Here is a 25,111-nt window from a genome sequence, read left to right as displayed (position 1 = left end):
CACTCCAAATAAATTTCTATGCTTTACAGCTTAAAGTTGCGGACGTTTCGTTAAAACTTCATCGACCAAACCATATTCTTTTGCAGCTTGAGCGGTCATAAAGTTATCACGGTCTGTATCACGTGCAACAGTTTCATAATCTTGGCCACTGTGTTCAGCCATTAGACGGTTCAAACGCTCTTTAATAAATAGAATTTCACGTGCATGAATTTCAATATCTGAAGCTTGACCACGGAAACCACCCAATGGTTGGTGAATCATAACACGAGCGTTTTCTAAGCAGTAACGTTTACCCTTAGCACCAGCATTCAATAAAAAAGCGCCCATTGAGGCTGCTTGGCCCATACAATATGTCACGACATCTGGTTTGATGAATTGCATCGTATCGTAAATTGCCATACCCGCAGTCACTGAACCACCAGGTGAGTTAATGTACAGATGAATATCTTTTTCTGGATTCTCAGCTTCTAAGAACAACATTTGCGCAACGATTAAGTTCGCCATATTGTCTTCAACTTCACCCGTTAAGAAAATTACACGTTCGCGCAAAAGACGCGAGAAAATATCAAAAGAACGCTCACCACGAGATGATTGCTCTACGACAACTGGAACCAAAGCATTATCAATTGTTGGAACATACATACGTTATTTATTCCTGAATTTTTTGTCACTCAATACATTTTCACAATATGAGGGATAATTGTCGAAAATGCAAAATATTCACCATTAAATATCAGATATTTTTTAATTAGGCTTTGTGAATACAGGACAAGTTGATCCATATTTTTTACAAGAAAAAAGGCGCGTTAAGCGCCTCTTCCTTCGGATAACCGATTAGCCTTGTTGACGAGCTTGTTGTTCTTTCAACAATTCTTCATAGCTAACAGCTTTATCAGTTACTTTAGCAGACGCTAAGATGTGATCTACAACTTGGTCTTCTAAAACAACAGCTTCGATTTGTGCACGTTGTTGCTTATCATTTTTGAAGTATTCAATAACTTCAGTAGGATCTTCATAAGAAGTCGCCATATCTTCGATATAAGCTTCTACACGTGCTTGATCAACTTCGATTTTTGCTTCAGCAAGAATACTGCTCACCAAAACACCTAATTTTACTGATTTTTCAGCTTGCTCTTTGAATAATTCATCTGGAAGCATGCTTGAATCAAATGCTTTAGCGCCTTGAGCACCAAACTGTTGAGTAAACTGTTGGATCATTTGTTGACGTTGACGGTCAATTTCTTGAGACAACATAGATGCAGGTACTTCGATTTCATTTGCAGCTACAAGCGCATCAAAAGTTGCACCTTTCACTTGATTGCGAAGACCGTTTTTCACTTCACGTTCCATATTTTTGCGAACGTCAGCTTTTAACTTCTCAACACCTTCTTCTTCAGTTAAACCAAAGATTTTTAGGAATTCAGCATCTACGTCAGGAAGCTTTTGTTTTTCAACAAGCTTAACTGTGATTTTGAATTGAGCTGATTTACCTGCAAGGTTTTCTGCTTGGTAATCTTCAGGGAAAGTTACATCAATTACTTTCTCTTCGCCTTTCTTCATACCAACGATACCGTCTTCGAAGCCAGGGATCATACGACCAGAACCTAATACAAGTTTGAAGTCTTCAGCAGAACCACCTTCAAATTTTTCGCCGTCAATAGAACCTTCGAAATCAAAAGTAACTTGCATGTCTTTTTTAGCCATGCCTTTTGTTTCAGTCCAAGTCGCGCGTTGCTTTTGAAGATTTTCGATCATTTGATCTACATCTTTATCATTTACTTCAGTAGATTTACGTTCAACTTCTAAACCGTCAAACTTAACTGAAACTTCTGGGTAAACTTCAACAGTTGCTTCATAAACTAAAGCATCTTCTTTGTTTTCAACTTTTTCAATGTTAGGCATGCCTACAGCATTGATTTTCTCTTGTTGAATTGCTTCGAATACTGTGTCACGAATAACATCATTTACCACTTCTTGGTAAATGCTCGCGCCGTATTCACGACGAACAACATTTAAAGGCACTTTACCTGGACGGAAGCCGTTGATCTTAACTGTTTTAGCAGTACGTTTTAAACGAGCTTCGAATTGCTCATTAACACGGCTCGTCGGTACAGATACATTTAAACGACGGGCTACGCCCGAAACCGCTTCAGAAGTTACTTGCATGGCTTCCTCGATATAGAAATAGTAATTGCAATTTTTAAAGTGCCACATTATATGACAACAATCAAAGATATACAAAATACCTTTTTCAAACCATCTTTTTTATGAACCTGAGAATATTTTTTTTGCTCACAAGGTTTGACCATATTCAATTCATATTTCTTAATTATTGTTTGTTTTTTATTGCAAATGATAAAGTTTATCATTAATATTTGCATCAAATTTGATCATGCCCTCAAGCATCACTCATACCAGCGGAAGAACATAATATGAGTAAGTTTAAGCTTCAACCTCTTACAGTTGCATTATTCGCTTTGTCTAGCGGTGTAACATTTGCAAATACCACAAATGAAAGTAGTGCTCATCAACTTTCGACAATTGTCGTTTCTGCTGCGGGTTTTGAGCAGGATATTAAAAATGCACCTGCATCTATTAGTGTTGTAACTAAAGAAGATATTGAAAAGAAAAATGCGACAAGCATCGCTGATCTTTTATCAGATGTCCCTGGTATTGATATTCGTTCTGGAGTTGGGAAAACATCTGGCCTTAACGTTAAGATGCGTGGTCTTGGTAATGACTATAGCTTAGTTCTTATTGATGGACGCCGTCAAACAACCTCATCAGATGTAACACCTAATGGCTTTGGTGAAACCTCTAATAGTTTTTTACCACCTCTAGCCGCTATTGAGCGAATTGAAGTTATCCGTGGACCAATGGCTACTCGCTATGGTTCAGAAGCAATGGGTGGTGTGATCAATATCATTACTAAAAAAGTAGCAGATCAGTGGTCAGCAAATGTCACAACGAGTGGCAACATTATGGAAAGTAATGCTGAAGCAGACTCTTGGAAATCTAGTTTTGTGATTAATGGTCCACTTATTAATGACCGCTTAGGTTTACAATTAAGAGGTAGCTATTTGGATCGTCAACGTTCTGAACGTATTGTTGAGGGTTCGACTAGCCGTGATCCACGCCCAAGTAAAGCAGATAATTATGATTATGGTGCAAAATTAGACTTTAAATTAGATGAACAAAATGCTTTATGGATCGATGGTTTTTATTCTAGCCAACGCTATGACAACACAGATCAACGTTTAGGAAACTTTATTTCTCGTGGTGGTATCGCAGGCTATAACGATGAGCTTGAGTTCAATCGAACTCAATTTGCACTTGGTCATGATGGTAACTATGATTTTGGTTTGTGGAAAACTTATCTAAGCCATAACACAACAGAGACCCAAGGTCGCACCATTCCAACAGATGCATTCCCAGAGTTAGCAGGTCAAGCTCGAAAACTCGAAAATAAAGATCTTGTGATTGACTCTCATATTGTTGCACCAATCAAAAGTCATAAATTGACAGTTGGTACTGAATACAAAGATACAACCATTGCAGATGATATTGCAGGTATAGGAAAAGAATTTACACAGGATACTTGGTCTCTCTACGCTGAAGATGAATGGCAACTCAAAGACAACTTATTTTTCACATTCGGTGGTCGCTTCGAAGATCATAGCGGATTTGGTGGACAATTTAGTCCGCGGGCTTATTTAGTTTGGAACACCAATGATGCACTAACGATCAAAGGTGGCGTAAGTACAGGTTATAAAACACCATCCGCTAAGGATCTTTACGACGGAATCAATGGTTATAGTGGTCAAGGTGCTACACCGAGTCTTGGAAATCCAGATTTAGATCCTGAAACATCAATCAACTATGAGCTTGGATTTAATTATCAACCTTCTGATAATTTTAACCTTACAGCAACTGTATTCTTCAACGTTGTTGAAGACAAGATCGTTTCTAGAACGTTCAGTTGTAACACCAATGATTGCTCTAATCTTAGTGATAAAGCAACTTCTTATAGCAAGAGTTTCAACACGGATGAAGCAGAAATTTATGGTTTAGAGACATCCCTAAATTATCAAATTATTCCAGAATGGAGCTTAAAAGCGGCTTACACCTATACCGATTCAGAAATAACTAAAGGTCAAGACAAAGGATATGCTTTAGAGTCTACTGCGAAACATTTAGCTAGCCTAACATCTACTTGGCACATTAATGACTCTTTAGACCTATGGTTACAACATGAATATCAATCTGGTCGTCCTCGATTTACTAGTGAACCTACAGACGCTGGCTCAATTAGTATTTTGGAACAAACCAATAACGAATTTTCTGGTTATAATTTATTTAATCTTGGTGCAAGTTATCAACTGAACGATAAAATTCGTATTAATGCTGCAGTAAACAATCTATTGGATAAAGACTTTACTCAAAATATGGAATATGTAGATATTAACGGCGATCTTCAACAAGCTTATAAATATCTTTCAATTGGACGTAGCTCTGAAGGCACATACTTAGCTGGTCGTAACTACTGGTTATCTATTTCATATGATTTCTAATTCTAGGTAGATTCTCTCTAGTAAAACCCTGCGCTAGCAGGGTTTTTTATTTTATTAAAATTTAATTCCCTATCAAAAATAGCCATACAAAAATGTAGAAACTTTAATTTTTCCAATATTATTTAAATTCATTTACTTATACATAAAATATTACATTATTACATTTAAGCTTCCGTTATTTAGCTTAACTTAAATCGCAAATATCAATTTTAAGACCCGTTAAAGCTAAAAAAGAATCATTATTATTCTCAACCTGAAAACAAATTCATATCAGGTTGAACATGGCCTTTATCACGACACGTAAAAAAATCGTTTCATCTGCAATAGCAACGTCATTGGCTGTTATTTCAGGTCAAACTTTCGCACAAGAAGATACAGCGCATTTAGAAACAATTAAATCAGAGGCTCAATCAGAGCAGTCATTTAAAGTCGACAAATCCTCAAACGCTAAATACGTTGCTCCCTTACTCGATACCCCAAAATCAATCTCTGTTATTTCTCAAAAACAGATACAAGATACTCAAGTGACTACGCTTTCTGATGCTCTAAGAACTGTTCCAGGAATTACGCTTGGTGCGGGCGAAGGTGGCAACCCAAATGGTGACCGTCCATTTATCCGTGGTTATAACTCTGAAAGTTCAATGTACGTTGACGGTGTGAGGAACTCTACTTCTCAAAACCGAGAAATGTTTGCCGTTGAACAGGTTGAAGTCACCAAAGGCTCCGCCTCTACTTTAGGTGGTGGAGGTTCCACGGGTGGTAGTATTAACCTAATTTCCAAATTAGCCAAATCTGGAGATGCTTTCCAAGGCTCTGTTGCTGGCGGTACTGATGCTTATGCACGTATCACATTAGATGCAAATAAAGATTTTGGGAATGGTATTGCGACTCGTGTCGTGGCAATGGGTCACCAGAATGAAAAAGCGGGACAACATAATGGCGCTGAATATGAACGTGCTGGTATTGCACCAAGTATTAGCTTTGGGTTAGACATGCCCACTCGAGCGACACTAGCCTACTACTACCTAAAGTCTGATGATAAGCCAGATTCAGGTATTCCATATAAATACGACACTGACAGAAAAGCGACCGTCGGCTCACCCGTTGATGTTCAACAGGGTACATACTACGGTTGGTTAAATCGTGATTTTCAAAAGCAAGAAAATCAAATTGGGACTCTTAAGCTAGAGCACGATTTTACCGAAAATCTAAGCTTGACGAATACTGCTGTCTATAGCAAATCAAAAAATAATTACTTATGGACTCAACCAGATGACAGTCAGGGCAACGTCGCAAATGGAAAAGTTTGGCGTCGTCTAAATACCAACCTAACAACCACTGACAGTTTTACAGATCAACTCGCATTAACAGGTAAATTCCAAACAGGCATCATAAAACATAATTTCAATTTGGGTGCTGAATACAGTAAACAAGATTCTGAACGCGGCACAAACATTGTAACCGACCCTAATACCACGTTAATAGGCGGTAGTGGTGCTAATAATGCATGCTCATTAAATATTTCAAATGGTTGGTGTACTGATCTTTATAACCCCAATTCGAATGATGCTTGGCTAGGTAAAGTTCAAGCTAATCCAAATGTCATGAAGATTAAATCTGAAACACAATCAGTATATGCCCTAAATAATATTGAGCTTAATCCTCAGTGGCTCCTTGACCTTGGTATTCGCTGGGATGAATTCGAAACTGAAATGAAATACAATCAAGATACTGGTTCAGGCACTTCAGCAATTCAAGCAGGAACAAAATATAATTCAAAACACGATTTCTTCAATTATCAAGCTGGATTAACCTTTAAACCAAGAGAAAATGGATCAATTTATGCAAGCTATGCGACTTCAGCTAATCCCGTTGGAATCGATGCTGGTAATGGTTCAGAAGGGTTAAGTGTCCCAGGACGAAATACGACTGATGCACAAGCAAGAGCAATTAACAACCTCAAACCTGAAGAAGTCAAAACCTATGAAATCGGAACCAAATGGGACCTTTTGAATAACAGAATTAATCTCACAGCTGCTATTTTCCGTACAGAAAAAGAAAATACTCGCGCTTTAGATAGTGATGGATTTACAAGAAATATTGGTGAGACACGTGTTGATGGCGTTGAATTAGGCTTAAACGGCAATATCACAAATAAATGGGCTTTATCTGCAGGATACACATATTTAGATAGTGAAATTGTTGATGCAGGTTATGTCAAAAATAGCGATGGAAGTTATTCGGCTAGCCCAACTAATGGTAACCAAGTCCAAAATGTCGCAAAACACTCTGCCACTTTGTGGACAACTTACCAAGTTCTCCCTAAATTACAATTAGGTGCTGGTGTTTTAGCTATGGATCGAGTGTATGGAGATGCTGCAAATACCAAATTTGTACCAGGCTATGTTCGTTATGACGCCATGGCTCGCTATCAAGTAAATTCAGATATTGATCTTCAATTGAACGTCAATAATCTCTCAGATACACGTTATTTCACGAAAGCTTATGCTTCGCATTATGCAACTGAAGCTGAAGGTCGAAATGCTGTATTGTCTTTAAATTTCAAGTTTTAATTTCATTTCAGCATAGCTCTATACAAGCTATGCTTTTCATCACCTAAAGCAGTGAGTGATCGTAGTGATTCATCATATTCCAAATATTCTAAGCCCTGAACAAGTTCGATATTTTCGTGAAGAAATGTCTAAAGTAGATTGGGTCAATGGAAAGGTAACAGCTGGAACACTCTCTGCAACAGTGAAACATAATCAGCAACTTTCCAATGATCATCCCCTGACCAAACATCTAGGTGATATTATTTTAGAATCCCTAGGTCAACATCCTTTATTCTTATCAGCAGCAATTCCACTAGATATCATCCCTCCTCTGTTTAATCGCTATGAACAGCATCAATCATTCGGTTTTCATGTCGACAATTCGATTCGCAGAGTTCAAGGCTCACAAGAACGCTTGAGAACAGATTTATCTTGTACTTTATTCTTGAGTGATCCGCACGAATATGACGGCGGTGAATTAGTCATTGAAGATACTTATGGATATCACGAAGTCAAACTCCCTGCAGGAGATTTGATACTTTATCCATCTACTAGCTTACATGAGGTCACTTCTATCCAATCGGGTTGTCGCTTGGCATCATTTTTTTGGGTACAAAGTATGATTCGAGATGATTCAAATCGACATATGTTATTTACTTTAGATCAATCTATTCAGCAACTTCGTATGGAATTAGGGGATCAACATGAGCAAGTCATCAAACTCACGAGCCTCTATCACAATTTAATTCGAAAATGGGCAGAACTATAATTTATTTTTCACAGTTAATTTTTATAATGAAAAATATTATTAAAAAAAAATATATTGTGAAAAAAAATTTCACATTCATCATACTTTGATCTAAATCAGGGAATAATTCTCTTGAAGATCGCACTATACTAAAAGAAAGAATTTACAAGCACTGTGACGGTATAGCTAAGCTCTATATATTCAAAAGATTTTTAGGGAATTCAGCAAAATGATGCAGTAAGCCACTTGTAAATTGATAGAATAGACACAATCGATATAAATAGCGCAGTGCCTTTACACAAGACCCAAGCATGTTGTGCTATGAAAGGAGTTATCTCATGATGTTGGCTGATCCAAGCAAAAAATACCGTCGCATGTACCAACGTGTAGACTTACCTGACCGTCAATGGCCAAATAACGAAATTAATAAAGCGCCTATCTGGATGAGCACCGACCTCCGTGACGGTAACCAAGCTATTTTCGAACCAATGAACATTGAACAAAAGTTCAAGATGTTCCAAATGTTGGTGAAAATTGGTTTCAAACATATTGAAATTGGCTTTCCATCTGCCTCACAGATTGATTTTGACTTTACCCGTAAATTAATCGAAGAAAATCATATTCCAGATGATGTCTATATCGAAGTATTAGTTCAAGCTCGTGATCACTTGATTCAACGTACATTTGAATCATTACAAGGTGCCAAACGTGCAATTGTGCATATCTATAATTCAAACTCACCAACATTCCGTCAAAAAGTATTGAATGTTGATGTAGCGGGTGCGAAAGCCTTAGCGGTGAATGCGGCTCAAAAAGTGAAAGAATATGCAGCACAATATCCTGAAACTGAATGGGTGTTCCAATACTCTCCTGAATGCTTTACCGCAACTGAATTAGAAGTTGCAAAAGATGTCTGTGATGCAGTCACTGAAATTTGGGATGCTCGCCCAGATAATAAAGTTATCTTGAATCTACCCGCGACTGTTGAAGTTTCTGGGCCTCATGTTTACGCTGACCAAGTTGAATGGATGCATCGCAACTTACAACGCCGCGATGGTGTCATTATTTCTGTACACTGTCACAATGACCGTGGATGCGGTATTGCAGCATCCGAGTTAGCGATCATGGCTGGTGCTGATCGTGTGGAAGGTTGTGTATTTGGTAATGGTGAACGTACAGGTAACGTTGACGTTGCAGCGATTGCATTAAATATGTATACCCAAGGTGTCGCTCCAAATCTAGATTTTTCAAATATTAATGAAATCATTTCTACTATTGAAGAATGTACAGGTATACCCGTTCATCCACGTCATCCATATGCGGGTGATTTAGTATTTACTGCATTTTCTGGCTCACACCAAGATGCGATTAAAAAAGGCTTTGAGTTCCAGAAAAACGAAGAAATTTGGGACATGCCTTACTTACCAATTGATCCTAAAGATTTGGGACGTGATTATGACGCAGTCATTCGTGTCAATTCACAATCAGGTAAAGGTGGTATCGCATACTTGTTAGAGTCGAACTACAACGTCGTATTACCACGTCGCTTACAAATTGAGTTCTCGCAAGTCGTGCAACAGGTAGCTGACGAAGAAGGCGTAGAAGTTTCTGCTGAGCAAATTTGGAGTTTATTCCAAAGTACATATGTAAATCAGAAAGATAAACATTATGTCGCGAAAAACTATCGATTATCTGATGAAAATGGCAATCAAGTCATTGAATTAGATATTGAAGTCGGTGGTCAAGTTCAACATCTACGTGGTGAAGGCAACGGACCAATCTCTGCAATTTTAGATGCTTTACAGTTGCCAATCGATGTTGTGAACTATGAAGAACGTAGCATTGGTTCTGGTGCAAATGCTAAAGCGTTGGCACTAATTGAACTTCAAGTCAAAGGTACAGGTAAATCAGCATTCGGTGCTGGTGTACATGACAACATCGTGACTTCATCTATTGAAGGAATTATTGCATGTACAAATCGTTTAATTGATCAAGGTGTTTTGAGCACAGATCAAGTGATCGCTGCGGCAGTATAAATATTAGCAATAATATTTAGCACGAAAATGACTTTAGAAGGATACCCTCAAGTGGTATCCTTTTATTTATTCATACTTAAGATTTTAGGCGAATTTATCCTGTGTCTTTTCCAGCTGACTCAGTGGGCATTGTTGTTCCACAAAAGTTCCAATTTGAAGAACCACTCGCATTAGAATGTGGCCGCGTTTTACCACGTTTCGAATTGATGGTCGAAACTTATGGCACACTCAATGCAGATAAATCTAATGCAATTTTGATCTGCCATGCGCTTTCTGGTCATCATCATGCTGCTGGTTATCACCATGAAGATGATAAAAAAGCAGGTTGGTGGGATGCTTGTATTGGGCCAGGCAAAGCAATTGATACCAATACATTTTTTGTGGTGGCATTAAACAATATTGGTGGTTGTAACGGATCAACAGGACCAACCTCCCCAAATCCTGAAAATGAAAATCGTCCTTATGGTCCAGATTTTCCATTAGTGACCGTGCGCGATTGGGTTAAAACTCAAGCAATGCTGTCTGATCGTCTTGGTATCACTGTTTGGCACTCTATTATTGGTGGCTCTTTGGGAGGCATGCAGGCACTTCAGTGGTCTGTAGATTATCCTGACCGATTAAATAACTGTGTCATTATTGCCAGTGCGCCTAAACTTTCAGCGCAAAATATCGCATTTAATGAGGTCGCGCGCCAATCCATTTTGTCCGATCCTGATTTTCATCATGGTCGCTATTTAGAAAAAGATAGCTATCCTAAACGTGGTCTTATTCTAGCGCGGATGGTAGGTCACATTACTTACCTTTCTGAAGAAGCCATGAAACAAAAATTTGGTCGTGATTTAAAATCTGGCAAATTCATGTATGGTTTCGATGTTGAATTCCAAGTTGAAAGTTATCTTCGTTATCAAGGTGAACAATTTAGTCGTAACTTTGATGCGAATACCTACTTGATCATGACTAAAGCTTTGGATTACTTCGATCCTTCTCGTGAGTATGAACAATCTTTAGTTAAAGCAATGTCGAATACAAAATGTAAATTCCTTGTGATTTCATTTACTACGGATTGGAGATTCTCTCCTTCCCGATCTGTTGAGATTGTGGATGCATTGATTACCAATCATAAGCCTGTGAGCTATGTTGATATTGATGCAGAACAAGGTCATGACTCGTTCTTGTTCCCTATCCCTTTATATGTCAAAACTTTAAGGGCTTTCTTAGGTGGTGTAGACCATCTTGCTTCAACCCCTAAGGAGACCGTGTAATGCGTATCGATCAGAAGCTTGCAGAAAAATGGATTAAACCTGATTCAAGCGTTTTAGATCTTGGTTGTGGCGATGGTGAATTACTGGCTCATATGAGCAAAAAGCACAACATTCGTGCATACGGATTAGAAATCGATCAAGAAAAGATTGCAATTGCAGTCAGTCGAGGGTTAAATATCATCCAACAAGACTTGAACCTCGGTTTGGGACGCTTTGCAGACCAGTCATTTGACTATGTTGTCATGGCACAAGCTTTGCAAGCTGTAGATGCACCTGATGTGCTTTTGCGCGATATGGTGCGTGTTGGGAAACAAGCAATTATTACTTTTCCTAACTTTGCACACTGGAAAACACGCTCTTTCCTTGCTTTAAAAGGGAAAATGCCTGTTTCGGATGCCTTACCCTATATGTGGTATAACACTCCAAATATCCATCTGTGCACGTTTAAGGATTTCGAAGCACTTTGTGCTGAGAATCAAATTAAAATTATTGACCGTTTAGCCGTGAATGGGAATCAACAAGGGAGTTTGCTCAGCAAGCATATCCCGAACTTGTTTGGCGAGGTCGCGATTTATCGAGTGAGCGCTCTATGAAAAAGTTATTCTTAGGTACTTCATTATTTCTAGGGTTGTTGAGTTTCCAAGTTCATGCAGATTATGTACCTCAACAACCATCAACTTCTGCACTGGCTGCACAGTATTCACGTATGCCTGTATCTGAGCTGCAAAAAGCTGCTCGAGCAGGTCAACCGGCTGCCCAGTTTTATCTGGCAACACATTATCAACATGGTAAAGATGTTGCTAAAGACCTAAAACAAGCTTTCGTTTGGTATAAGGCAGCAGCCGATCAAGGTATTTCATCTGCTCAGCTGAATGTGGGTCGTATGTATGCTGATGGTATTGGTGTTACTAAAAATGAAACCTTAGCTCGCCAATACTTCGAAAAAGCAGCAAGTCATGGTGACAATCGTGCAAGCTTCAATTTAGCCGTTATGGAAGAGCAAAAGAAAAACTATATGGGTGCTTACCAATGGTATGAGCTTTCTACACGTGATGGCATGTTAGATAATAAAGTGATCAATATGTCTGAGACGAAAAAGACGGCTTTGGCTGCCAACCTGACACCAGAACAAATTCGTACTGCACGTGACCGTGCTGATCAATGGATTCAAAGCCGTTAATTACGCTTATAAGTTTGAAGAAAGCACCTATCGGTGCTTTTTTTATTCGATCATCTTCTTCATTCTTATGAATTTCATATCTTCGAATATGTCCACTTCACTATGTGAAGTAAAACCTAATTTTTTATAAAAATGAACAGCCCCTATATGTGCATTGACTGTTATCTGTTGGATATCCGTTTGAGTTAATTGATCTAACACATAATTAAATAAATGAGTTCCAACGCCTTGAAATTGCAGATTTGGATGAACAAAAAAATGAAAAATATGGGCGGGTTGTTTGTAAGCAATCACCCCCACAAGCGACTGCTCTAATTCTACAACAAAGTATTTTATCTCTTGATGATTGATGTGCGATACAAGAGCTTCTTTTGAAAATAGGGACTTACTTTTTGGCATTTCATCAAAGTGATTCAAAGCTAAAGCAATACAGGATGCAATATTTTCAGCATCCGCGATCTCGGCTTGACGAATATGAATGCTATTTAAATTTGTCATGTTTAATGATTGGTTATTTTAAAGATGAGTTCATCTGTATCATCGCAAATATCCGTTAGAATAGCTTCAAATTTGAAACAGAAAGTGATTCAACATGGCGTCTAAAGATTGGTTAGATCAAGGTACTTTGGTTTTAGCGAGCAACAATAAAGGGAAAATAGCTGAGTTCGAAAAGTTATTTGAAGAATTAAAACTCCCTGTTAACGTTGTGCCTCAAGGACAACTGAACATTGAGGATGCGGTGGAAGATGGGTTAAGTTTTGTTGAAAATGCCATTATCAAAGCACGACATGCCTCTAAGATTTCGGGTAAACCAGCTATAGCAGATGACTCAGGTATTTGCGTCCCTGCACTTGGTGGTGCTCCTGGTATTTACTCTGCACGTTATGCTGGTGAGCATGGCGATGATGCTGCCAATAATGCTAAATTACTGGCGGATTTAGCACCATTACGTAACAATGGTGACGTGATTGAAGGGATGTTTGTGTGTGTACTCGCCTTAGTTCAACACGCTGAAGATCCTTTACCTCAGATTTTCCAAGGAATCTGGAAAGGTGAAATTTTGGAAGTAGCACGTGGCAAAAATGGTTTTGGCTACGACCCACTGTTTTGGCTACCTGAACTCAATATTAGTAGCGCTGAAATGACCAAAGAAGAAAAAAATAAGATCAGTCATCGTGGTCAAGCCATGCAGTTATTCAAAGCAAGCCTCGAAACGAACTAAACGATCAGTCCATGATAAACCATGGCAAATAAACCAATTGTCATGCAACTTACGATGGTACCCGCTGCGATATATTGGGCTGAAACGCCTGTTCCTGAATAATGTGTTTCTAAAGCAACAATATTCGCTGCGGGTGGCAATAAAAAAAACATAGACATCAGCGCAATAATAACCAGTTCGTGAGGAATCGGTAGAAGCAAATAGGCTACCGCACAGCACACTAAACCAAATAAAAATTTAATCAAAGCAAGTTTTAAACTTTCAATTAAGTCGGACAAGTGAATTTTTACTTGAGATAACCACATCCCAAGGATACACATCCCTGTAAAGGTCATTAACCACTTATCCAATATATACAATGATTGAATTATTGCATTCTGCTGAAAATGACTAACATTCCATAACGAAAGAAAACCAGCAACTAGTAAAGCTAAAATCGGTGGAGAGAAAGTCAACTTTCTCAAAATCTCCATCGCAGACTGCTTTTCAGCACTTAATACGGTCACTGCACAAATATTACCAAAAATAGAGCCCCCGACATAAAGTGCAACCATAGGACTAGATGCTTGCGCACCAAAAATAGCGAATGCAAATGGAAAGCCAAGCCAAGCCATGTTTAGGTAACTGGAACATAAGGAGACTAATTTGTCTTTTGTACGGTAATAAACAAATAAATACAGCAAAAATGAAGCGATAAAACTAAATAACATCAACCATATACTGCCCTCTTGGTAAAACACCATATTGTAAATAATGATGAGAGGAATCAGCACTTTCGCCAACAACATCGCCATAAAGGGACGAATTTTTTGTAAATATTCTACGCCAAAATAGCCGATAAGAAAGGAGACTAGTGGGAGTAGAAGAACCATATTAAATATGAAATAGATTTTTTCTCATCTTAGCACAACATCTATTTCACTTCAGGATAAGTCTCTTGCACACATAAAAAAGCCATGACTTCAAACTGAAATAATTCCGTCAACTTGCTGTCATAAAGAACTGTTGAAATCATTCAAGATCATTTTCAATAAGGAATATATCATGGCTGGATTATCAATTTGGCACGTACTTATTTTCGCAATTGTCGTTTTACTTTTGTTCGGTACGTCTAAGCTAAAAAATTTGGGTAAAGATGTTGGTGGTGCGGTTAAAGATTTTAAAAAATCAATTAAGGATGACGAAGACCAGAGCACATCTGCTCAATTAAAAGAACCACACACGATTGAACATCAAACATCTCATGATTTGAACTCAACAGCGAAACATTAAAGGTAGGTAACAGTAATGCTGAATATTGGTATGGCTGAACTATTAATGTTTGGCATCATTGCATTGCTTGTTCTTGGACCTGAAAAGCTTCCTGAGGGTGCGCGATTTGCTGGTAAATGGTATGGCAAAATTAAGCGTATGGTCAGCAATGTACAAAATGATATTGATCGTGAACTAAGAATGTCTGAACTTAAAGAACAAATGCAGACTGAAATGAAGCGCATTCAAGAATTAGAAGAAAAAATGAAAGCGCAAATGCAGGAAATTGAAAAACACACAGTATTAAGCGATGAATATTTAAATCCACCTATCCATCAACAGATTCGCTCTGAAACAAGCCCTGTTTATGTGTATTTAAACGTTCAGCAAAGTACAGCAGTTCCTTTTAGAGGACACTCTACACCTAAGCAAAGTTTTATTCATATTCAAAATTCCGCGCAACACAATAAACCGTATGTAGTCTTAGCGGAGGCAGTATGAGTCACAATACTCTCCCAAATATCATCTCTTCAAATGAGGAAAATCCTCAGCTTGAAGAAATGCCAATAACCAAGCATCTTATTATTTTAAGAAAATATTTATTTAGAATAGTTGGGGTCATTCTCGTTTTATTCTTTTGTTTATTACCATTTGCAAATCAAAGCTATCAAATGATGTCTGAGCCTCTTAGAGCTCAACTCCCAATAAATTCATCAATGATTGCAACTGATGTCACCGCGACATTTATGGCACCATTTAAGTTAAACTTCTTCGTTGCTCTAATGATCGCCATGCCATTTATCATTTATCAAATATGGGCTTTTGTCAGACCGGCGCTATATAAAAATGAGAAAGCTTTAGCTCTACCATTACTCATCGGAAGTATTACATTATTTTATGCAGGTGTTGCTTTTGCTTACTTTATAGCCCTCCCTTCGATTTTACATTTTTTCATTAGCGTTGCACCTGAAACGGTTGCACCCATGACTGACATTAATAGCTATCTAAGTTTCTGTTTAAAATTATTCTTGGTTTTTGGTTTAACTTTTGAAATTCCAATTGTGACTTTATTACTCATTATGATTGGTGTAGTTACCACAGAACAATTGGTTGAAAAAAGACGTTTTATTATTGTAGGTTGTTTCTTCGTTTCTATGTTTGTGACGCCGCCAGATGCACTCTCGATGATTATGTTAGCGATACCAATGTGGATGTTATTTGAATTGGGACTTTTGTTTGGAAAATTACTCGAAAACAGAAGAGCTAAGTCAACTATTTAATATCTTTCCGCTGTTTAATATAGGTGAGTATTAATACTCACCTTTTTCATATTCTTTAAATAAAAGCTTAATTCAACTGACATAAATCTATCACTTGATTGTCATGATTGCGCATTAAGTTGTTTGTGACGCTAAAAACTACCAAGCAAGATGCTAGGAACGAACATGACTGATTTAACACCTTTTAACGATGATTACGATAGCAATGATTCGGGGAATCCAGAATTTCACCATTTACTTGAAAAGCAAATTACGCGTAGAGATCTCATTAAGAAGACTGCTGGTGGTGCAGTAGCATTGACAGTAGCGGCTTCAGTAGCAGGCTGTAACAGTGACGACAATGACAATAACAACTCAAATCCTTCTCTACCTGAATTCGACAAATCAAAAACGCCAACTGAACTAACATTTAAAGCGGTTGATAAAAATATTAAAAATGAATTCACAGTGCCTGAAGGATATGAAGCACGTGTTATTTATGCACTAGGAGACCCGCTTTTTGAAGGTATGCCTGAATGGGATGCAGATAATATTCCGAGTGGTGCTTCATTTACCATGCGTTCAGGTGAATGTCATGACGGTATGACATATTTCGGCATGAAAAATAGCCGTTATGATCAAGACGAGTCAAATGTAGGTTTACTGGTACTCAACCATGAATATGTAGATAACAAAGCAATTTTACATCCAGCGAATAATACCATTTCAGCGGATATTCGTTCTGAAGATGAAGCATTACGTGAAATCAACTGTCACGGCGTTTCAGTGATTGAAGTACAAAAAAATCCTACAACTCAACAAGTCACTCTAAACAAACGCTCTGTATTCAACCGTCGAATTACAGCTGCAACACCGATCGATTTCGCTGGTCCTGTAAAAGGGCATGAATTGGTACAAACCAAGATCAGTCCAGAAGGCACATTTACATTAGGTACGATCAATAACTGTGGTAACGGTTATACGCCTTGGGGCACATACTTAACCACCGAAGAAAACTTTAACCAATACTTTACTCGCGATGATAAAGATCGTTCTGAAAAGGATTTGGAGTCGTTAAAACGCTATAAAATTGCTTCAAATAGTTCTTATAAGTGGCACACAGTTCAAGCACAACTGTTCCCTCAAGATGTTTATGAGCGCTGGTTAACTAAAGTCTCTGCATCTTCTGCAACTCAAGATTTTAGAAACTCACCAAATACATTTGGTTGGATTGTTGAAATTGACCCGTTTGATGGTCGTCAACGCCCAGTAAAACGTACAGCTCTTGGACGTTTTGCACATGAAGATTGTCGTGTCAGTCGTGCCATTCCTGGGCAACCACTAGCCTTCTATATGGGGGATGACTCTCAAGGCGAATATATCTATAAATTTGTTTCAGATGCGGTTTGGGACCCTAAAGATATCAACGGTGGTTATGCTGCTGGCGATAAATATATGAATAACGGTAAATTCTATGTTGCTAAATTTAACTTTAATGAAGCAACTCAAAAGACGTCTGGTGAGTGGATTGAACTCAATATCTCCAATCCACTAATTGCTAGTTATTCAAAATACAAATTTACAGATCAAGCTGATGTATTGGTAAATGCCCGTTTAGCAGGTGATGCAGTTGGTGCAACCAAAATGGATCGTCCAGAATGGGTTGCAGTAAACCCAGAGAATGGTGAGGTTTATGTCACCTTAACCAATAACTCATTACGTGGAAGTGAGCATACAATTGATGCTGCCAACCCTCGTAATTATGCTGATAATGATAAAGGTGGTAGTCCTCGTGGTAATATCAACGGACATATTATCCGTTTCCGTGAAACTGGTGATACTGTTACAGCAAAAACATTTGTATGGGATATCTTCTTATTTGGCGCAGAAGAAGATTCACTTCCGGGTGTAAACCTATCTGGACTCACATCAGCAAATGATTTCTCAAGTCCAGATGGCCTATGGTTTGATCCACGTGGTGTCTTATGGGTACAGACTGATGATGGCGCTTATACAGATGAAACGAATTGCATGATGCTTGCTGCACTTCCAGGTCAAGTAAGTGATGGTAAAGTGACTTCTGCAAATGCTGGTTCAAATAATGCCACTCAACTTACTCCTGCTGGCGCACAGCTTGATGATTCAAAGTTACGTCGTTTTTTAACAGGCCCTTCAGGCTGTGAAATTACAGGTGTAACGATGACACCAGACTATAAAGCTATTTTTGTGAATGTTCAGCATCCAGGTGGCACTTGGCCTGCAAATCACAGCAACACTATCAGCGGTGGTAAAGGTACACGTCCTCGCTCTGCGACGGTCGTGATTACACGTAAAGATGGTGGCGAGATTGTTGGGGAAAGTCTAGAAGAGAAAGAAAACACTCCTGCTGCTTAATTCAAACATTGAAATAGAAAATGCCGACTACGATGTCGGCATTTTTTTTGAGAGATTCAGATCAATTTTGACTATGTGATTCTGATGTTCACCTTGCTGCGTTTTTTCAAGCCAAGTCCATTGGTTTCTTTTCAACAACAGGTAGTTTGAGCATCGTGTTCCATATATCGGGCTTTGTATAAAAGTAGAAGATAACAGCTGCTCCATTTCCACTGATATGCCCGTTTGAGGTAATAAGTCTAAATCAATTTTTCTTTCATCTTGTAAGATATCCCAAACGACATACTCTAAATCATACGCTTTTTGAGCATTGGGATTTAATTGCAATAATGGTAAGAACTCTTGTGTAAAGCGTTTACGCAAATGTTTGGTTTTTTCCCATGGATCACTTAATACACCATTGGAAACCACATATACACCTTTGGCAAGCACTTGTGGAGATTCACCACGATTACTCATATAAACCGCTTGATCAGAGGTTCCAATAAACAGGTTAAATCCAGCGTAATCACATTGCTTTTTTTCTAATTCTTGGGCAAATCGGATCGGTGCTAAATCGGATTCCAGATATTGCTGAATGATATGTCCTCTTGAAGTTGGATATTCCTTCTTATCATTTGCATCACGGTAATTTGTCACAAGTGCCCAACGCCCTGCAGCAGTAATCCCCATCCATGTCCCACCAGATTGTAAATCTTGACCTGCAATAATTGGGCTATTTTCCCACTTATGAATTTGTGAAGCAGGTCGGTGATAAAACTCATCCCGATTTGAAATTAAGCATAATGGTGTTTCATCCAACACTTGCCATGCGATTGCTACAATACACATCGTTGCATCCTTAGAACTTTACACATTGAATGTACAACATTTTTTCAGTCTTTCCGTTAGAATCGACACAAAACATAATATAAAGGAAAAGCAATGCTGACCTATCCTTCTATTGACCCAGTGGCAATATCTGTGGGTCCATTACAAGTTCACTGGTATGGACTCATGTATCTACTCGCATTTTTATTTGCTTGGGGCTTGGCAACATTCCGTGCTAAGCAACGAGGATGGACACCAGACATGGTCTCTGATCTCATCTTTTACGGTGCATTAGGTGTCGTGATTGGTGGTCGAGTAGGCTATGTGTTCTTTTATGGTTTTGATCAATTCCTTGCAAATCCGATATGGTTATTCCAAGTTTGGACAGGTGGCATGAGCTTCCATGGCGGCTTCTTAGGTGTCATGTTGGCCATGTTATTGTGGTGTAAAAAATACAAAATGACTTGGTTCCAAACACTGGATTTTATTGCCCCATGTGTTCCAACAGGTCTGATGTTTGGTCGTATTGGCAACTTTATTGGCGGCGAACTTTATGGCCGACAAGTCACAGATCCAAATTTCGCATTGGGTATGATTTTCCCTACAGATCCTTTACAACTCGTACGACATCCATCCCAACTTTACCAAGCACTCTGTGAGGGTTTGATTCTTTTTATTGTTCTGTGGTGGTTTAGTTCTAAACCTCGTCCACGCATGGCTGTTTCTGCTCTATTCTTAATTGGATATGGTATCGCTCGCTTCACAGTTGAATTCTTCCGTGAGCCAGATAATGGTCAATTATTTATCGGATGGATGAGCAAAGGACAATTCCTTACAGTTCCAATGATTCTCATCGGGCTATGGATGCTTTGGTATGCCTACCAAAAGAAAGTATATGACTGGGGTCCTCTACAAAATAATGGCAAATAAGTAAATTATGTCCTCAAAGGTGAACATCTTGTTCACCTTTTTTTGTGCTAGAGTTTTGAATTATTTACTGTGATTCAGATTACTATGCTCGAGTTTTGGTTTGATCCTAAAGTTTCAATACAATACAAAGCTTTATTTTTTATTTTGATTGCGAGTGCTACCGCTACGTTATATTGGATGCAACCGCTTAACTTCGATGCCATCTTAATGTTTGTGGGCACAGGTATTGTTTTTCTTATTTGCCGTTACTGTAAAATTCATTTCGCTTCACACCATCCAACTGGGCTGATGTACCGATTATTTACTTGGATTCCTATCGCTTTGCTACTTGCCTTGATTTTCATGCATGCAAAGGATGGAGAAATTCTTTTACCTGGTGCTCAAGGATTAGGATTTATGGCTTTATCTATTTGCTTATTTTCTCCACTGTCTCTACTTCATCAACATCAGCATTAAGACGTCATTATGTTAAATTTCTGGTATTCGGAACGATGCACACGCACGCTTAAATTGATCATTTGTATATCAACGTGTGTAATGATTCTGTTGACAGCTGAAATTAAAAAACTTGATTTTCTATCGACACTAATGAGCTTATGTTTAGGCTTAAGTCTACACATTATTCATCATGTTTTGATCCAATCTAAGCGTCTAAAGCATCAGCTGAAAGCATATTATGCTTTTAGTCCTTTCATCTTGATTGTATTTTTTATCTTCATGCTTTCAGCGCTGAACTTTCAAAATAGCAGAGAGTTTTTTGCACTTTTTGTACAACTCATGGGTTATAGCGCAGTGGGATTATTCGTAGTGAGTTTATATGCATCTCGTACACCCCGCTGAATTTCAAAACAACTAAGCAAATGAAAATAAATATAAAATTAATCACACTCACTTAACGCTTTGCTACAGAACAGTATTATTTCTACTCCAAAACTGTGCCTATACTCAAAGAACGTATCTAATTTAGATTAAATGGAGTACATCATAATGAGTCAAAATTTAACGACCGTATCTAACTTCCAACTTGAACGCTATTTAGGTACTTGGTATGAGATTGCACGCTTACCAATGAAGCACCAACCTGAAGACAGTACGGATATTTCGGCAGTCTATACCTTAAACAGCGATGGAACCGTACGTGTTCAAAATCGTTGTCTTGATGGCAACAAAGAACTGGATGAGTCTATTGGCGAAGCCACAGTTGTAGATGCTGAACATGGCAAATTAGAAGTCAGCTTTTTGCCTGAAGGATTTCGTTGGATTCCATTCACTAAAGGTGACTATTGGGTACTTAAGATCGATGAAAATTATCAAACTGCTTTAGTCGGTGAACCTAATCAAAAATATCTTTGGATTCTGCACCGTGAACCTGTGTTAAATGAATCTATCAAGCAAGCGTATCTAGCATATGCTCAATCCATTGGTTATGACCTAAGCGATTTAATTCATACTGTACATACAGGACACAAAACTGCTTAAGCCCTAAAATTTTGTGGTAAATGAGAGCACCCTAAAGGGTGCTTTCTTATTTCTTTAATTACTCGCTTTCAAAGATTCTATTCCGTAAGGAAGATATTAAAAAGCATGCTGCTTTAGTATAAACTGATGCCAATGAAATTTTTGGCATTGGTTTATTCTTCAAATGCCACATTCAAATCGATCAGGACATTTATGAAAGCGTATTTAGACCTACTACAACATATCCTCGACAATGGCGGTGATAAAGGTGACCGTACTGGTACAGGTACTCGTTCTGTATTTGGTCATCAAATGCGCTTTGATCTTTCTAAAGGTTTTCCTCTACTGACCACAAAGAAAGTTCACTTCCGTTCAATCGTGATTGAATTACTTTGGTTCCTTAAAGGTGATACCAATGTTAAATATCTGCAAGATCATAAAGTTACAATTTGGGATGAATGGTCGACAGCTGAGCAGACTGCTCGTTTTGGACGTCCTGAAGGAGAGCTAGGTCCAGTATATGGACACCAATGGCGTAACTTTGGTGCAACTAAGAAAGACGATGGTTTATACGAGCAAGATGGATTTGATCAAATCAAATGGTTAATTAATGAAATTAAAACCAATCCAAACTCCCGTCGTTTGATCGTATCAGGTTGGAACCCAAAAGAAGCTGGACAAGTGGCACTCCCTCCTTGTCACACGCTTTTCCAGTTTTTTGTTCAGGATGGAAAATTATCATGTCAGCTTTATCAACGTAGTGCTGATGTTTTTCTTGGCGTTCCATTTAATATTGCAAGTTATGCACTTCTCACCCATATGATTGCGCAAGTCTGTGATCTAGAAGTCGGTGATTTTGTGTGGACAGGTGGTGATACTCATCTTTACGCCAATCATTTCGAGCAAGCACAACTTCAATTAACACGTGAACCACTTCCATTGTGCCAACTCAAACTTAATCCTAAAATTAAAGATATTTTTGATTTCAAATTTGAAGATATTGAAATCGTAAATTACGAATCGCATCCTGCAATTAAAGCACCAGTTGCGGTTTAAATATTTGAAAAGTGCTATAAAATAAATCAAATTCAAGTAACTTTAAAATCTAATACCTTTAAAAGCAGTGAAGCTGTTTAAATTATTATTTTGAAGTTACAATACAAACCCTACTTTTATTAAAGTAGGGTTTTTTTATTTGTTAATTTACATGACTTGGATTAAACGTTATGGCTTTCCAACAACAATTTGAGGTTGTACACGTGGTTGCGATGGACAATCAAAGATGTATCGGTAAGGATAACGATTTACCTTGGCATATTTCTGCAGATCTGAAGCATTTCAAAGAAATTACACAAGGTGGCGTAATTATTCTTGGAAGAAAAAATTTCGACTCAATTGGTCGACCACTACCCAAAAGAGTTAATTGGGTTATCACACGAAATAAAGAGTGGTGTCATGACGGTGTTAAAGTTGCTTATTCAATTGAAGAAGCTTTAGAAAAATCTATAGATGATGTGAAGTTATCAGATAAACCGAACACGATTTTTATAATCGGAGGCGGTGAAATTTTTGAACAGACTATTAATATTGCAGACCGATTAGAACTCACTCACATAGACCTAGATGTTGATGGTGATGTTTTTTATCCCGAGATTCCACCTGAATTTAAAAAAGTGGCATCAGAGCAACACATTGATGACAAAACAAATATTGCATTTGAGTTCGCAACCTACCAAAAATAAAGCTTTCTTACATATACATATAGCCAATAACAATGCATAACATCGGTAAAAGAGAGTTTATTCTTGCGCTTGCAAAGGGAGCTTTTCACTCCCTATTTAGTTTATTTGTCATCTTCTCTTCAATTTGGTTATGTATGGCCTTATGGGTTCAAGAGCCATTTGGCTGGTTAGTCAGTCGTATTATCATTGGCTTTTGGGTCGCTTTTGCCTTAAGTGTTTTAGGCATCTATGCAACACAACATTTTTTCAGCCGTAGTAAAGATGTTGTCTTATACATTGTCTTTTTTGCGTTCAGTTTAGTTTGGTATTTTAGTATCCCTGCCAAACAAGACCGTGAGTGGAATCCTGAAGTCGCAAGAATTCTCAATTATGAACGTCAAGGTGATTGGGTCACTTTACACAATGTGCGTAATTTTGCATGGAATGAAGACGGAACCTATCAAGAACGCTGGGAAACACGTCAAATTGATTTGAATCAAATCAGTGGCATTAACATCATTACTTCATATTGGATGGGACCACAAATCGCCCACACTTTAGTCAGCTTTGATTTCAAAAACTCTAAACCACTGACCTTTTCGATTGAAATTCGCAAAGAAAAAGATGAAGAGTTTTCTGCTATTGGTGGTTTTTTTAGAAAGTACGAAGTCAGTTTAGTTGCTGCTGACGAGAAAGACATTATTTATACACGTAGCAATGTACGTAATGAGCAGGTCTATTTTTTCCCAATCAACATGGAAGCTGCTGAAATGAAAGCTTTATTTGAGGAATATTTAGAGCAAGCAGATCAACTTAGTCAAGAACCAAAATGGTATAACACCTTGACCAGTAACTGCACCACTTTGGTTTTTGATATGGTTCAAGCGATTTCCAAACATGAACTGCCAGTGGACTACCGATTATTAGCCTCAGGTTATTTACCTAATTATCTGTATGACTTAGGGGCATTACAACATCATTGGGATATCAAAACATGGTACAACAAGGCACATGTCAACCCAAGAACAGACCAATTTAATCAATTTAAATATCAAAGTAGTGAAAATTATTCAAAATTGATTCGTCTGGGTCTCCCTCAGAGTCAGCCAGAGCTTGCACCTTAGCGTATCAGTTGATATACATAAAATTGACTTGAATTTAATTTACATTAGAAAGAAATAACACAGGGGCATTTCATATGTTAAAACAACTTTTAGCCGTATCCGTTATAAGCTCAGCATTACTTTTTACAGCATGTACCACAACACCATCTGCTGAAAAGCAACAACAAGCACTTAATCAATTGCAAAATAAAACTTGGATTTTGACACATATTGGCGCAACAGAATTTAAGACCGACCCTACTGCACACAATGTTCCAAGTATTCAATTTGACGCAGCATCTAGTCGCTTAAGTGGTGCAGATGGTTGTAACCGTTTTATGGGTGCATATAGCATTAAAGCTGACAAAATTAGCTTGAGTGAAGTTGCGACTACACAAATGATGTGTGTGAATACTCAAGAACTTGCAAATCGCTATAATGCTGCCTTGGCAAAAGTCGCGGCATTCCAAGTCTACGACAAAACGCTTCGCCTACTCGATGAGAATGGTAATCCAGTATTGCAATATGAGTCTGCAATTCAACCGCGTTAACAGTTAAGCAACCATTCCATTGGTTGCTTTTTTTGTTCTACACCCCATTATTTCAGTCATTGC

At 38.1% G+C, this 25,111-nt stretch carries 25 protein-coding genes; 20 read left to right on the top strand and 5 right to left on the bottom strand.

The window, feature by feature from the left end:
- Positions 1–30: 30 nt before the first annotated feature.
- A complete protein-coding gene (gene clpP / locus AC1M9J_RS08225) occupies positions 31–642 on the bottom strand; it encodes an ATP-dependent Clp endopeptidase proteolytic subunit ClpP (RefSeq protein WP_035265270.1) in 612 nt (203 codons plus the stop codon).
- Positions 643–834: 192 nt separating this feature from the next.
- Complete coding sequence (gene tig, locus AC1M9J_RS08220) at positions 835–2,166, bottom strand: trigger factor (RefSeq protein ID WP_180028337.1); 1,332 nt, start codon at positions 2,164–2,166, stop codon at positions 835–837.
- 266 nt (positions 2,167–2,432) lie between these two features.
- Here tig and AC1M9J_RS08215 point away from each other — a divergent pair, with 266 nt between their 5' ends.
- The 7 genes from AC1M9J_RS08215 (at position 2,433) to AC1M9J_RS08185 (ending at position 12,349) form a co-directional block, all read left to right on the top strand.
- Positions 2,433–4,571 carry a TonB-dependent receptor domain-containing protein gene (locus AC1M9J_RS08215; protein ID WP_481607800.1) on the top strand — a complete coding sequence of 713 codons (2,139 nt, stop codon included), beginning with the start codon at positions 2,433–2,435 and terminating at the stop codon, positions 4,569–4,571.
- A gap of 281 nt (positions 4,572–4,852) precedes the next feature.
- Complete coding sequence (locus tag AC1M9J_RS08210; RefSeq protein WP_481952145.1) at positions 4,853–7,144, top strand: TonB-dependent receptor; 2,292 nt, start codon at positions 4,853–4,855, stop codon at positions 7,142–7,144.
- A gap of 64 nt (positions 7,145–7,208) precedes the next feature.
- Positions 7,209–7,892, top strand: coding sequence for a Fe2+-dependent dioxygenase (locus tag AC1M9J_RS08205; RefSeq protein ID WP_481596278.1), 684 nt, complete (start codon positions 7,209–7,211; stop codon positions 7,890–7,892).
- Between the two features lie 317 nt (positions 7,893–8,209).
- Positions 8,210–9,907 (top strand): 2-isopropylmalate synthase, encoded by a 1,698-nt coding sequence (leuA, locus tag AC1M9J_RS08200; protein WP_035265262.1) that lies wholly within the window; start codon positions 8,210–8,212, stop codon positions 9,905–9,907.
- A gap of 101 nt (positions 9,908–10,008) precedes the next feature.
- Complete coding sequence (gene metX / locus AC1M9J_RS08195) at positions 10,009–11,169, top strand: homoserine O-succinyltransferase MetX (RefSeq protein WP_035265259.1); 1,161 nt, start codon at positions 10,009–10,011, stop codon at positions 11,167–11,169.
- On the top strand, positions 11,169–11,762 hold the full coding sequence (metW, locus tag AC1M9J_RS08190; protein ID WP_035265257.1) for a methionine biosynthesis protein MetW: 594 nt from the start codon (positions 11,169–11,171) through the stop codon (positions 11,760–11,762). Before metX ends, metW begins: the two co-directional genes overlap by 1 nt.
- Entirely contained in the window at positions 11,759–12,349 is a 591-nt protein-coding gene (locus AC1M9J_RS08185; protein ID WP_481597594.1) for a tetratricopeptide repeat protein, read from the top strand. Before metW ends, AC1M9J_RS08185 begins: the two co-directional genes overlap by 4 nt.
- 42 nt (positions 12,350–12,391) lie before the next feature.
- Here AC1M9J_RS08185 and AC1M9J_RS08180 read toward each other — a convergent pair whose 3' ends face one another.
- Complete coding sequence (locus AC1M9J_RS08180) at positions 12,392–12,847, bottom strand: GNAT family N-acetyltransferase (protein WP_481952144.1); 456 nt, start codon at positions 12,845–12,847, stop codon at positions 12,392–12,394.
- Positions 12,848–12,941: 94 nt separating this feature from the next.
- Between AC1M9J_RS08180 and rdgB the strand changes: the two genes are divergently transcribed.
- The gene (rdgB, locus tag AC1M9J_RS08175) at positions 12,942–13,571 is read left to right on the top strand and encodes an RdgB/HAM1 family non-canonical purine NTP pyrophosphatase (RefSeq protein WP_481587585.1); all 630 of its coding nucleotides are present in this window, start codon (positions 12,942–12,944) and stop codon (positions 13,569–13,571) included.
- On the opposite strand, the gene AC1M9J_RS08170 is transcribed toward rdgB, so the two are convergent.
- Positions 13,568–14,443 (bottom strand): AEC family transporter, encoded by an 876-nt coding sequence (locus AC1M9J_RS08170; protein WP_481952143.1) that lies wholly within the window; start codon positions 14,441–14,443, stop codon positions 13,568–13,570. The two genes, rdgB and AC1M9J_RS08170, sit on opposite strands and share 4 nt — an antisense overlap.
- Positions 14,444–14,615: 172 nt before the next feature.
- Here AC1M9J_RS08170 and tatA point away from each other — a divergent pair, with 172 nt between their 5' ends.
- The 4 genes from tatA (at position 14,616) to AC1M9J_RS08150 (ending at position 18,475) form a co-directional block, all read left to right on the top strand.
- Complete coding sequence (tatA, locus tag AC1M9J_RS08165; RefSeq protein ID WP_481596238.1) at positions 14,616–14,843, top strand: Sec-independent protein translocase subunit TatA; 228 nt, start codon at positions 14,616–14,618, stop codon at positions 14,841–14,843.
- 15 nt (positions 14,844–14,858) lie between these two features.
- Positions 14,859–15,323: a Sec-independent protein translocase protein TatB gene (tatB, locus tag AC1M9J_RS08160; protein ID WP_481952142.1), complete on the top strand. Its 465-nt coding sequence runs from the start codon at positions 14,859–14,861 to the stop codon at positions 15,321–15,323.
- The gene (gene tatC / locus AC1M9J_RS08155; protein WP_481952141.1) at positions 15,320–16,102 is read left to right on the top strand and encodes a twin-arginine translocase subunit TatC; all 783 of its coding nucleotides are present in this window, start codon (positions 15,320–15,322) and stop codon (positions 16,100–16,102) included. Before tatB ends, tatC begins: the two co-directional genes overlap by 4 nt.
- A gap of 165 nt (positions 16,103–16,267) precedes the next feature.
- Positions 16,268–18,475: a PhoX family protein gene (locus AC1M9J_RS08150; protein ID WP_481952140.1), complete on the top strand. Its 2,208-nt coding sequence runs from the start codon at positions 16,268–16,270 to the stop codon at positions 18,473–18,475.
- Positions 18,476–18,502: 27 nt separating this feature from the next.
- Here the strand turns inward: AC1M9J_RS08150 and AC1M9J_RS08145 are convergent, their stop codons facing one another.
- Entirely contained in the window at positions 18,503–19,306 is an 804-nt protein-coding gene (locus AC1M9J_RS08145; RefSeq protein WP_481596235.1) for an NRDE family protein, read from the bottom strand.
- A 93-nt stretch (positions 19,307–19,399) separates the two neighbouring features.
- Here AC1M9J_RS08145 and lgt point away from each other — a divergent pair, with 93 nt between their 5' ends.
- The 8 genes from lgt to AC1M9J_RS08105 all read left to right on the top strand — a co-directional run bounded on the left by lgt (position 19,400) and on the right by AC1M9J_RS08105 (position 25,048).
- Positions 19,400–20,215 carry a prolipoprotein diacylglyceryl transferase gene (lgt, locus tag AC1M9J_RS08140; protein ID WP_035266733.1) on the top strand — a complete coding sequence of 272 codons (816 nt, stop codon included), beginning with the start codon at positions 19,400–19,402 and terminating at the stop codon, positions 20,213–20,215.
- A gap of 84 nt (positions 20,216–20,299) precedes the next feature.
- Positions 20,300–20,671, top strand: a complete 372-nt coding sequence (locus tag AC1M9J_RS08135; RefSeq protein WP_035266735.1) for a hypothetical protein — start codon at positions 20,300–20,302, stop codon at positions 20,669–20,671.
- An 81-nt stretch (positions 20,672–20,752) separates the two neighbouring features.
- Positions 20,753–21,055, top strand: a complete 303-nt coding sequence (locus AC1M9J_RS08130) for a hypothetical protein (RefSeq protein ID WP_180028343.1) — start codon at positions 20,753–20,755, stop codon at positions 21,053–21,055.
- Between the two features lie 147 nt (positions 21,056–21,202).
- On the top strand, positions 21,203–21,694 hold the full coding sequence (locus AC1M9J_RS08125; RefSeq protein WP_035266738.1) for a lipocalin family protein: 492 nt from the start codon (positions 21,203–21,205) through the stop codon (positions 21,692–21,694).
- A 192-nt stretch (positions 21,695–21,886) separates the two neighbouring features.
- Positions 21,887–22,729 (top strand): thymidylate synthase, encoded by an 843-nt coding sequence (gene thyA, locus AC1M9J_RS08120; protein WP_481952139.1) that lies wholly within the window; start codon positions 21,887–21,889, stop codon positions 22,727–22,729.
- A gap of 170 nt (positions 22,730–22,899) precedes the next feature.
- Complete coding sequence (locus AC1M9J_RS08115; RefSeq protein WP_481952138.1) at positions 22,900–23,415, top strand: dihydrofolate reductase; 516 nt, start codon at positions 22,900–22,902, stop codon at positions 23,413–23,415.
- 32 nt (positions 23,416–23,447) lie between these two features.
- Positions 23,448–24,518, top strand: coding sequence for an Lnb N-terminal periplasmic domain-containing protein (locus AC1M9J_RS08110; RefSeq protein WP_092766749.1), 1,071 nt, complete (start codon positions 23,448–23,450; stop codon positions 24,516–24,518).
- Between the two features lie 74 nt (positions 24,519–24,592).
- Entirely contained in the window at positions 24,593–25,048 is a 456-nt protein-coding gene (locus AC1M9J_RS08105) for an META domain-containing protein (protein WP_481952137.1), read from the top strand.
- Positions 25,049–25,111 lie beyond the last annotated feature (63 nt).

The organism is Acinetobacter sp. ANC_7588 (genome assembly GCF_056783995.1).
Note: the sequence above shows the minus strand (reverse complement) of the source record. Positions and strands in the feature narration are given on the sequence as shown.